This is a genomic window from Maribacter sp. LLG6340-A2 (genome assembly GCF_045057105.1).
Taxonomy (GTDB): Bacteria; Bacteroidota; Bacteroidia; order Flavobacteriales; family Flavobacteriaceae; genus Maribacter.
Genome location: NZ_CP159332.1, coordinates 447,188 through 459,165, shown reverse-complemented (window position 1 = coordinate 459,165; position 11,978 = coordinate 447,188). Strand labels below are relative to the sequence as shown.

Sequence of the window (11,978 nt, the reverse complement as noted above, 5' to 3'; positions counted from 1 at the left end):
GCTATGACATCAGAAACGGTTTTAAGCATATTTTTAGGAGTGGGCCTAGCGGCATCGGTCGGTTTTAGAGTGTTCTTACCTTTGTTCGCATTAAGCTTGGCTTCGTTTTTTGGGGTTTGGGAACTGAACGATAATTGGGAGTGGATAGGAAGTTTAGTGGCCGTAATGACCTTGGGTTGTGCTACATTGTTAGAGATTTTTGCCTATTTCATACCGTGGTTCGATAATTTGTTGGACAGTATAGCAGTACCTCTGGCAGCAATAGCCGGTACTGCCGTTATGGTGTCGACCGTTGCGGATTTGGACCCGGTAATTACGTGGTCCCTAGCTATTATTGCCGGGGGTGGTACGGCAACAGCCATTAAATCTGCGGGAGCAACGGGCAGATTGGCTTCATCCGTCACCACGGGTGGTATTGCAAATCCGGTTTTATCAACTGTGGAGACGGGCACGGCCGTTGTCGTTTCCGCAGCATCTATATTTGCACCTATTTTGGCTGCAGTTTTGGTCATCATAATCTTGTTTATCATATTTAGGATTTATAGAAGTTTAAGACCAAGGACAAAATCATAAAATTGTAAGATTTGAAGAAAATAGCAATGATTCCTGCCCGGTATGCGGCATCGAGGTTTCCGGCAAAATTAATGCAGGATTTGGCCGGTAAGCCGGTTATCCTTAGAACATATGAGGCTGCAGTAAAGACAAAGTTGTTTGATGATGTGTACGTGGTTACGGATAGTGATGTCATCTATGATACAATTGTTAAGGAAGGCGGGCTCGCAATAATGAGCAAGAAAGAGCATGATTGTGGTAGTGACCGTATAGCCGAAGCGGTTATGCAAATGGATGTGGATATAATAGTTAACGTTCAAGGTGATGAACCATTTACGGATCGTGAAAGTCTAGAGGGCGTAATGAAAGTTTTTGAGGCGGACATCCATAAAGAAATAGATCTAGCGTCATTGATGGTAAGAATAACCGATGATGAGGAAATCAACAACCCTAATACGGTAAAGGTTATCGTGGACAACAGAAATTTTGCATTGTACTTCTCCAGGTCGCCCATTCCTTATCCAAGGGCTAAAAATGAACACACCGTATATTATAAGCATAAAGGAATCTATGCATTTAGAAAAAGTGCGTTAATGGATTTTCAACGTTTGCCCATGTTACCTTTAGAGGCTACGGAAAAGATAGAGGCCATCAGGTATTTGGAGTATGGAAAAAAAATAAAAATGGTGGAGACTAATGTTCAAGGCATAGAAATAGATACACCAGAAGACTTAAAGAAAGCGCAAGCAGCATGGAAATAGATTTTGAGGGAGTACGCGTAATTGGCTTTGATGCCGATGATACTTTATGGGTCAACGAAACCTACTTTAGGGATGCGGAAGAAAAATTCACATCGCTTTTAGAAAAATATGAGACCAAAAATAAAATAGACCAAGAACTATTCCGTACGGAAATACGAAATTTAGATTTGTACGGCTATGGTATAAAGGGTTTTGTGCTTTCAATGATAGAGTGTGCCTTGGAGCTTTCCAATAATCAAGTCTCCCAAAAGACAATTTTGGAATGCTTGAACCTTGGTAAGGATATGATATCCCGGCCAGTGGATTTAATAAACGGTGTTATAGAAGTTTTGGAGCAATTAAAGGACAAGTATAGGTTAATAGTTTTGACCAAAGGAGATTTATTGGATCAAGAAAGGAAAATTGAACGTTCAGGATTATCACAATATTTTCATCATGTAGAGGTTCTTAGCGATAAAAAAGAAAAGAATTACAGTGATTTGCTGGATCATCTACAAATTTCGCCCAATGAATTTTTGATGATAGGCAATTCATTAAAATCAGATGTATTGCCATTGGTAAATATTGGTGCTAGGGCCGTACATGTGCCCTTTCATACCACCTGGCAACATGAGGAAGTGTTAGAACCAGTGGGAAATAATGGATATATAACCATTTCTACATTGACCGATATTCTTGAATATGTAAAATAATGGAGGAGAAAAGAGAAATAGAATTGAAGAACATACCTACAAGAGCTTCGGAACAATATAGGAATTTCCCAATGGTACCAAGGGTAGTTTATGGTACGGGCAGTTTTGACCAACTAGGAGATATTTTAATGCCAAAGCGGAGGCATTCAGAAGCACCAATGATTTTTTTGGTAGATGATGTATTTGAAGGTACGGCACTTTTACAAAGGGTTCCTACCATATTTTGTGATCGGATAATTCTGATTTCTGCCAACGAGGAACCAAAGACGGAGCAGGTAGATGCATTGGTCAATATAATTTTAGCGGATTTTAATGAGTTGCCATCAGGTATAATAGGTATAGGAGGTGGTACAATTATGGACCTCGCAAAGGCCGTGGCCATAATGTTGACCAATAAAGGTTCTGCATCGGAGTATCAAGGTTGGGACCTTGTAGGCAATCCTTCTGTTTATCATGTTGGTATTCCTACCATTAGTGGTACAGGGGCAGAGGTTTCAAGAACAACGGTTTTAATGGGTCCCGACAAAAAACTGGGTATCAATTCTGATTATACCACTTTTGACCAGGTAATACTAGATCCAAATCTAACCCAAGGTGTACCCAAACATCAGTGGTTTTACACAGGAATGGATTGTTTTATCCATTGTATTGAATCGCTAAACGGTACATTTTTAAATGCCTTCAGCAAAAGTTATGGAGAAAAATCCTTGGAGCTATGTAAAGAGGTTTTTCTTGGTGAAAATTCACCCTTGGAAAGTAGGGAAAAATTAATGATGGCCTCTTGGCATGGAGGAATGAGTATTGCATACTCACAAGTAGGAGTAGCCCATGCCATGAGTTACGGACTGGGTTACGTATTAGGTGTAAAACATGGTATTGGTAATTGTTTGGTATTTCAATATTTAGAGGAATTTTATCCTGAAGGCGTATCAATTTTTAAAGATATGTTACAAAAGCATGCCATTGAACTTCCGAAAGGAATATGTGCTAATTTATCCAGTGAAGATATGGACACCATGATTACAGTAGCATTGGGGATGGTTCCTTTGTGGGAAAACGCTTTGGGAGAGAATTGGCAAGCCATAATTACGCGGGATAAACTACAGTCTATTTATAAAAAGATATAATTCTAAAAACGTATTACGTTCAAGCTAAGTGTAGAAAACTTACTTTGTTTATAAACCGGCTCAATGCAGCAATTGGCAAAATTCATTTATTATAAACTTTTAGGATGGAACATAGTAGGACGCTTTCCATCAGAACTTGACAAATTTGTCATTATAGTGGTACCGCACACCAGTTGGTGGGATTTTCTCTTGGGACTGCTGGTGCGTAAGGTCTGGAAAGAAGAAATAAATTATATAGGGAAGAAAAGTCTTTTCGATTCTCCTTTGGGCTGGTTTTTTAGATCGACCGGTGGGGCACCTATAGACCGGTCTAAAACAAATGACACGGTCAAGGCTATAGCTCAAATTTTCAAAGATCGGGATAAATTTAGGCTAGCGTTATCTCCAGAAGGTACCCGGAAAAAGGTAGAGAAATGGAAGACAGGCTTTTATTTTATAGCTAAAGCCGTTAATGTGCCCATAGTATTAGTAGCTTTTGATTATGGCAAGAAAGAGATAAGACTTTCAAAACCGGTTTACCCAACAAATAACCAGGACGCAGATTTTAAAAAGTACCATTCTTTTTTTGATGGGGTAGTAGGTAAGCGCAAATAGTTTCAGTTGTAAGCTTATTATATCCATCAATTATTACACGTAAACGTAATTAGGATTAATATCGTTAAACGGTATATTATTTTAACATTTATAGTAAAACCTATTTAATGTATTCACGTAGGTAAGTGAAACATCGTTCAATTAATTTTTATGGTAAGGTTTTACCATCTGCATAAGTAAATAATATTAAAATAGGTTTTTAGGTTAATTTAATTGGGAGAAGGTCCGCTTTTGGGAGGCGGACCTTTTGTATTTAACAAACTAAAGTTTCATCTTTATTATTGAAAAATCATTAAAAGTGTGGATGTTGATTTACAGTAAGTTATCCTAATTAAGATTTAAGTCTATGTAGTTCAACGAATTAATTGGCGTATAAACGATCATACCCATAGATGTTTAACAATGTTAAGATTTGTTAAAATAAAACACGTATATTTTCATCATGCTTAATGATTGACATAAACATTGTTTATGCAATTGAGAGGCCTTCCCCCAAAAGTTTTTTAGTAAACCCCACATTTTACAAGAATGCCTAGCTGTGCTTTGGTTTAAAATCAAAACCAATCGAGTATGGGAGAATTTTACGATTCTGTAATTCTTATTAGTTTATTAAATTTTAGAAAAAGAAACTTTCTATATCACGTTCTTTTTCAGATTCCTCTATCTCATTGGCTAGATGTATTGAATAAACCTCACACATTTTATTATTTAAATCAAATTCACAAGCCATGAAAATCCAACCAATTTTTATTGCAAAATGTCTTGTTATGTTCATTCTATTCTCTACGAGCAAAACATTTTCGCAACAAGTACCTAAAAAAAAACTAAGAGGCATTGAAGTAATTCCTCCTAGTATTGAGGAAAAAGCCAAAACAAGTCCTCAAGCAATATTTGAAAATTTCAATCTTTCAAACAATATTAGCTTTCAACAAGTAGCTACAAAAAAGGATGAAAAAGGTGTTGATCACCAAAAATTTCAACAATATTATAGAGGCCTAAAAGTAGAATTTGGCCAATCTATCATACATTCTAAGAATGGTAGTGCCCAAGCTATTTCCAACAGCATATTCGAAATAAACAATGTATCAATAGCACCATCTATATCCGCTGCAGCTGCATTAAATAGTGCTATGGCCTATGTTGGAGCAGAAGAATATTTATGGGACAGTCCCGTAGAAGCAGCCATGGTTGACGGTTACAGGAAACCAAAAGGTGAATTGGTAATATTCCCAACCATTAATGATAATTTTGATACTCCTAAATTGGCTTATAAATTTGATGTGTATGCCCTAAAACCTATAAAAAGGATGGACATTTATATTGATGCCAATAATGGTCAAGTACTATTCGTCAATAATAGGATACATACAGTAGACACCCCTGCATCCGGTGCAAGTTTGTATAATGGTACCGTTAATTTTACTGCAGATTTTACAGATAATTTGTATACACTGCGTCAGGTTTCTGATGGTAACGGCATTGAAACCTACAATATGGATAATGGCACTGATTATAATTTGGCAATAGATTTTACCAGCCAGACCAATGTGTTTTCAGGAAGTGAAATTGGGGTTCAAGCACATTTCGGCGCAGAGCAAACCCATAAATATTTTATGCAGAAACATGGCCGGAATTCTTATGATGATACGGGCTCTGTATTAAAATCCTATGTAAGTGCCAACTTAATAGGTATGGGATATTTTAGTAATATAAATGCTTTTTGGGATGGATCCAGAATGACTTATGGTGATGGAGATGGAGTTAATTACGGTCCATTAGTAGCATTAGATATAGTAGGTCATGAAATTGCCCATGGAGTTACCGAATATACAGCAAGTTTAGTTTATCAGAACGAATCTGGAGCTTTGAATGAATCATTTTCAGATATATTTGGAGAATCCATTGAATTTTTTGCCCAAGGTACAAACGATTGGTTAATGGGTGATGCTATTGGTTTTGGAGGAAGTGGAGGGGCATTGCGATCTATGAGCAATCCCAATTCTTATTCAGATCCAGACACTTACGGCGGAACGCATTGGATTAATACAATAAATTGTCAACCATTAAATACAAATGATCTTTGCGGGGTTCATATAAATTCTGGAGTACAAAATTACTGGTTTTATCTATTAAGTGTTGGTGGTTCGGGTACTAATGACAATGGAGATGCTTATGGAGTAAATGCCATTGGCATGGAAAAAGCAGGAAGTATAGCTTACCATAATTTAGCGAATTATCTAACACAGTTGTCCGATTTTGAAGATGCAAGAATGGGGTCAATTCTGGCAGCCATTGATTTGTTTGGGGCTGGAAGTTCAGAAGAAATTGCAGTGACCAATGCTTGGCATGCTGTTGGTGTAGGAGAACCGTTTGGTGTAGCTCCGACTCCTGCAGTTTGTGATACAGGTGATATTACAGTGGATATTACTTTTGATCAATATGCTAATGAAACCCAATGGCGTTTATTTGGCCCTGAAGGTTACATAATAGATGGTCGTGATTATTCTGCCGCTCAAAGCTCAACTAATTTAATAGAAACACTACAAGAGCAGTTTGATAGTAGTGGAAGTCCTATTGCTCCAAAGCCGTTAGGTCCAGGTGAATATAGATTTGTAATGTATGATTCTTATAATGATGGTATGAATAGCGGTTTTGGTGTAGGGTCATATACCGTTGCTAGTGCAGAAAGGACCATTTTTGTTGGTGGTACCTTTGGTTTTTATCAAACAACTAAATTTTGTATTGAAGAAGATCCCGTATCAAGTGTAGAAACAGAAATAACGTCGAATGAATTTAACAGGTTGTTTGTAACCGATGTAAATGGAGGAGATACAGATGATAATTTTGAACTTTCTACCAATAATGGAAATCTAAGAATAGTAAGTTCAAGTACCATAGGATCTAGTTTATCTAATATTAATCAAATAGATCCTAATACAGTTGAAATACCTTTGGCGGACATTACCAATAGTATAATATTTGAAGGTTTATTGGGGGCCAATACGGTCTTTCTTAATGATGCAATGAGTATGCCCGGACAATCAATTGTTTTTGAAAGGTTTGATGTTACTGTAGCTGAAAATGCTTCATTGGAGTTTCTCTCATTAAACGGTATAAATAATGGATCTTTTGATTTAAATGGTGCAACTATTGTCTCTACCATTCCTATAAATCTTTTTCAAAGTGAAATGACCGGTGTGGGTACAATTATTGGCGGGTTAAATGTAAATAGACAATCTTTATTTTCGCCAGGAAATAGCCCTGGAATAATATCTACCGTAGATTTTACATTACAAAGTAGCAGTAATTTTATTGAAGACAATAGTACATTTAATGTTGAAGTTTACGGAAATATCCCTGGTGTAGATTATGACCAAGTTGTAGTGAGTAACAATGTAAGTTTGGTAGGGGCAAATTTAAATCTCATTGGAGGTTATGATAATTCAGAGAGTGATGAGATTATAATTATAGAAAATAATGGAACAGGACCAATTACGGGAACATTTCAAGGATTGGAAGAAGGTGCGGAAATAAATTTTGGTGACTTTAGTGGTATTCTAAGCTACATTGGTGGAGATGGCAATGATTTGGTTTTAATGGGAGTTCCTTCCTGTACTCTTGCTATCACCGATCAGCCACAAGATGTAACATTATGTCAAGAAGAGACAACGTTAGAATTTACTGTAGTAGCATCAGGTGCAGGTATTTTAAGTTATAACTGGCAAGCCTTGGGCAATGGTCTAACAGAATGGACGGATGTAGCTGATCAGGATGGTTCTGCAACCTTATCCTTTAATTCTCCTGTTCAATTGGAAAGCAGTGGGCTACAATATCGTGTCATTATTACGGATGATCAAGGTACTGTTGCTACTAATGATGATTGCGAAGTAATCAGTAATGCCGCTATTTTAACCGTAAATCCTAAGCCGATTCCACTAATTACCGGACCTAATTCTTATATTGAAGGAAGTAGTAGGGTAACCTTGGATGCCGGAGCCGGATTTGTAGATTATTTATGGTCTACAGGAGAAACCACACAGACCATAGATGTATTTGAAGGAAATTATACCGTTGAGGTAGTAGATGATAATGGTTGCACGGGAAGCTCCGAGGCTTTTACCGTTTCAAAAATAGATTCAGATTTATTGATAACTGAAATCATGTACAATCCAAATGGAACGGACGGTGCTTGGGAATGGATAGAAATTTATAACAAAGGCCTTCAATCAATAGATTTGTCGGGTTATGTATTGGATGATAACCAGGGCTCGTCAATAGCTTCTGCCAATATTGTTTCAGGAATTATAGAACCACAGGCGTCAGTTATCCTTTTCGATGCAGACTTGACTCAAGATCAGTTTAAAGATGCTTGGGGAGATGTTAATCTAATTCCAGTTACGGATTTTCCTTCTTTGGGAAATAATGGAGGAGATACTATTGGTATTTGGAGTAGCTATTTAAATTATGATGGAGATAACCAGACCCAGTTAAATGTAGTGGAACAGGTAGATTACACCAATGAGTTGCCTTGGCCTTCGGATGATGGTTTTGCATCAATTTACCTTACGGATCTATCTGTGGATAATCAACAAGGTGGAAATTGGGCTTTGAGTACAGTTGATGTTGCAACACCCTTATTTACTGCGTATACTAGTATTGGGGTTCATGGTAATTCTGGAACCGATGTTGGTTCACCAGGAGTACCAAATGAAATAGATGCGCAAGCACCTATAGTTAGTTGTCCAGCTCCAATAACAGTATCTAACGAGTTAGGCCTTTGTGAAGCAAGCTTCCCAATTATACCAGCTACAGCAACAGATAACGTAACATTACCGGAGAACATAACTATAGATTTTGTAAGGAGTGATGGTGCGTTATTGACCTTGACAGATCCTTTTCAAGTAGGTGAAACAATTATTACGTGGACTGCAACCGATGAGGCAGGGAACACTTCTGAAAGCTGTGAACAGATTATAACCGTGACAGATGATGAAGGCCCAACCGCAGTAGTCCAAGATGTTATTCTTGAATTAGATGCACTAGGAGAAGTGACACCTAACGTATTTACTATAGGAGCAGTAGTAAGTAGAGATGATAATTGCGGTGTAGAGGGATCAGTAGGTGTATCAGGACCAGCAACGTACACTTGTGCTAATCTTGGTGTTAATCCTGTAACAATTTTCATTAGGGATATTAATGGCAACGAAACACCTTATGATGTAACCTATACAATCATAGACCCTCTAGGTGTTTGTACGGACGTAACGCCTCCAGTAATTACCTGTCCCGCAGATGTTACTGTTGCTTTTGGAGAGTCGACCGACCCTTCTGAAACGGGTACGGCTACGGCAACGGATGATATTGGTATAGATGAGATAACTTTTGTTGATGTTACCGTTGACCAAATAATTACCAGGACATGGACAGCAACGGATACTAGTGGAAATAGTGCCTCATGTAATCAGTTGATTACCATTGAACCTGAAAATGACACAACGCCACCAGTAGCGGTCTGCAAAGATTTTACCTTGGTGCTAGATGAATTTGGAATGGGAAGTATTAATTTATCAGATGTGGATGGTGGATCAACGGACAACGTTGCAATAGCCTCCATATCTATATCACCATCCAGTTTTAATGAATTGAATATTGGGGAAAACCTGGTCACAATGATAGTAACGGATACGTCTGGAAATAGTGCTAGTTGTACATCTACGGTAACGGTAGAGGCCGCACCAGATACAATCTCTCCTGAAGCCGTTTGCCAAGATTTTACATTAGTTCTTGACGCATCCGGGCTAGGAAGTATAAGCCCTTCAGATGTAGATGGTGGTTCTACCGATAATGTGGGTATAGCTTCAATGTCGGTAACTCCAAGTAGTTTCAATGAAAGCAATATTGGAACCAATGAAGTTATCTTAACGATAACCGATGCTGCTGGAAATGCAGATGAATGTACCGCCATAGTAACAGTAGAGGCTGCACCAATATTAGCTTGTCCTGATAATTTACAAAATGAAGACCCTAATATTGTATTGCCAATGGGCACTAGGGCATTGGGTGTAGATTCTGCCTTAGGTATATCTACGGATACCAATGGTAGTCCATGTGCATTAGGTGTCAGTAACCAAGATAGTGGTCAGCCATGGGGAACTTATCGTATTGCTATACGTTTGGCCGACTATGGCATTAGTGCAGGTGATGAGCTATTTGTAGGTGTAGATGGAAAAAGTCTCACTGGTACGGCAAGAATGGAAGTAAACCGAAATAATGCACCCAACACGGCTATTGCTCAAAGAACTTTTGGCAGTGATTGGAGTAGGTATGAATCTACTTTCATTGTTCCGGCAGGATTAACAAGTTTAGATTTATGGTTCTTTAGTAATTATGCACAATCCACTCCTGGAGTAGCACTATATGATAATTTGGTAGTAAGGAACCTTAGCGATGCTGGTGATAACTTGGTGCCAATTGCCAATGCAGGTAATGATGTGGTTATTGAGGATACCGATAATAATTTAGTGGAGACCGTACAGTTGAACGCAACCAATAGTATTGACCTTGACGGTAATATTGTTTCTTATAGTTGGACCGAAAATAACATAATAATTGCTACAGGCGCAACACCTCTAGTAGAATTTGATTTGGGAGTGCATGTCGTGGAATTAACGGTGGTAGATAATGAAGGGGCGGAAGATACGGATGTGGTACAAATTACCATTGTGGAACCTTTAGTGGTCACGGAATGTCCTGATGACTTGCTTAATGAACATCCTGCAATAGTCCTACCATTGGGTACTGTAGGAGCGGGAGTAGATACCGCCTTGGGAATAGATTCAGATACCAATGGCAGTCCTTGTGCATTGGAAGTTGCTAACAATGATGCCGGACAACCATGGGGTTCTTACCGAATTGCAATAAGATTAACTGATTATGACATAAGGGTAGGGGATGAACTAAACATTAGTGTTGACGGAAAAAGTTTAACAGGTACGGCACGGTTAGAGATAAATCGTAACAATGCACCAAACACATCATTGGGCTCCAAAACATTTGGTAGTGAGTGGGAGAGTTATAATACCACCTTTACTGTACCTAGTGGTGTTACCACTTTAGATTTATGGTTCTTTAGTAATTACGCACAATCCAGTGCTGGAGTTGCACTCTACGATAATTTATCGGTAATTAATCTTAGTGATACAGGTGATAATTTAATACCCATTGCTAATGCAGGAAATGATGTTAGTGTAGAGGACTTGAATCAAGATGGAAACGAAGCAGTAACATTGAACGGTTCTAATAGCACCGATCTTGATGGTGAAATTGTAAGTTATATCTGGCGGGAGAATGGCTCTGTAATCGCAAACGGAGAGTCGCCTACGGTAGTATTTAGTGTTGGGGTTCATGAGGTGGAACTAACCGTAATGGACAACCAAAACGCCATGGATACGGATATTGTTAGAGTTATCGTTACTGATCCACTGGCCATAGTATGTTCAGATGATTTACAGAATGAAGCTCTGGATTTAGTACTGCCTTCGGGTACAATAGCATTAGGTGTAGACTCTGCAATTGGAATTTCATCGGATACCAATAATAGCCCGTGTGCATTGCAAGTTAGTAATAATGATAGTGGTCAACCTTGGGGTTCTTATAGGATTACTATTGATTTGGTTGCACAGAATATAAGTTCTGGAGATGAACTTTATATAGGTGTTGACGGTAAAAGCTTAACTGGAACGGCAAGATTGGAAATAAATCGTAACAACGCACCGAACACTTCTTTGGGTTCCAAAACATTTGGTAATGAATGGGAGAATTTTAATACGATTTTTACCGTGCCGAATGGTGTAAATACATTAGACTTATGGTTCTTTAGTAATTATGCTCAAAATACACCAGGTATTGCACTTTATGATAATTTAAGGGTCTATAAGCTTAGTGATGTACCTGAGATTACTGCCAAGAATAATGAAATAGTGCAGCCGTTAAATGGTTTACGTTTGTATCCAAACCCTGCCAATATGGAAACTACTATAAGTTTTGATCAACCTACCACGGTTGGTACCATACAAGTATTTGATGTTATGGGAAGATTGGTGAGGACAATAAAAGGTGGGCTTATAGATTCAAATGGTTCTCCTGTTAATGTTCAGGAAATGCCAACAGGAACATATTTTGTAAAAACAATAGATGAATCTGGTATGGAGTTCCAGCAACAAATGCTCATTGAGAGGTAGCATAAAAACATC

Annotated in this window: 6 protein-coding genes; all 6 read left to right on the top strand. The window is 38.2% G+C overall.

Features of this window, described 5'->3' with window-relative positions; genetic code table 11:
- Positions 1 to 3: 3 nt before the first annotated feature.
- The 6 genes from ABVM52_RS01860 to ABVM52_RS01835 all read left to right on the top strand — a co-directional run bounded on the left by ABVM52_RS01860 (position 4) and on the right by ABVM52_RS01835 (position 11,966).
- Positions 4 to 573, top strand: coding sequence for a DUF4126 domain-containing protein (locus tag ABVM52_RS01860; protein WP_405383153.1), 570 nt, complete (start codon positions 4 to 6; stop codon positions 571 to 573).
- Positions 574 to 599: 26 nt separating this feature from the next.
- Complete coding sequence (kdsB, locus tag ABVM52_RS01855) at positions 600 to 1,313, top strand: 3-deoxy-manno-octulosonate cytidylyltransferase (protein ID WP_405385088.1); 714 nt, start codon at positions 600 to 602, stop codon at positions 1,311 to 1,313.
- Positions 1,304 to 2,005 carry an HAD family hydrolase gene (locus tag ABVM52_RS01850; protein WP_405383151.1) on the top strand — a complete coding sequence of 234 codons (702 nt, stop codon included), beginning with the start codon at positions 1,304 to 1,306 and terminating at the stop codon, positions 2,003 to 2,005. The genes kdsB and ABVM52_RS01850 overlap by 10 nt, the downstream gene beginning before the upstream one ends.
- Positions 2,005 to 3,132: an iron-containing alcohol dehydrogenase family protein gene (locus ABVM52_RS01845; RefSeq protein ID WP_405383149.1), complete on the top strand. Its 1,128-nt coding sequence runs from the start codon at positions 2,005 to 2,007 to the stop codon at positions 3,130 to 3,132. The genes ABVM52_RS01850 and ABVM52_RS01845 overlap by 1 nt, the downstream gene beginning before the upstream one ends.
- 63 nt (positions 3,133 to 3,195) lie before the next feature.
- Positions 3,196 to 3,726 carry a 1-acyl-sn-glycerol-3-phosphate acyltransferase gene (locus ABVM52_RS01840; protein WP_405383147.1) on the top strand — a complete coding sequence of 177 codons (531 nt, stop codon included), beginning with the start codon at positions 3,196 to 3,198 and terminating at the stop codon, positions 3,724 to 3,726.
- A gap of 767 nt (positions 3,727 to 4,493) precedes the next feature.
- Complete coding sequence (locus ABVM52_RS01835; RefSeq protein WP_405383145.1) at positions 4,494 to 11,966, top strand: M4 family metallopeptidase; 7,473 nt, start codon at positions 4,494 to 4,496, stop codon at positions 11,964 to 11,966.
- The last annotated feature ends 12 nt before the right edge of the window (positions 11,967 to 11,978 follow it).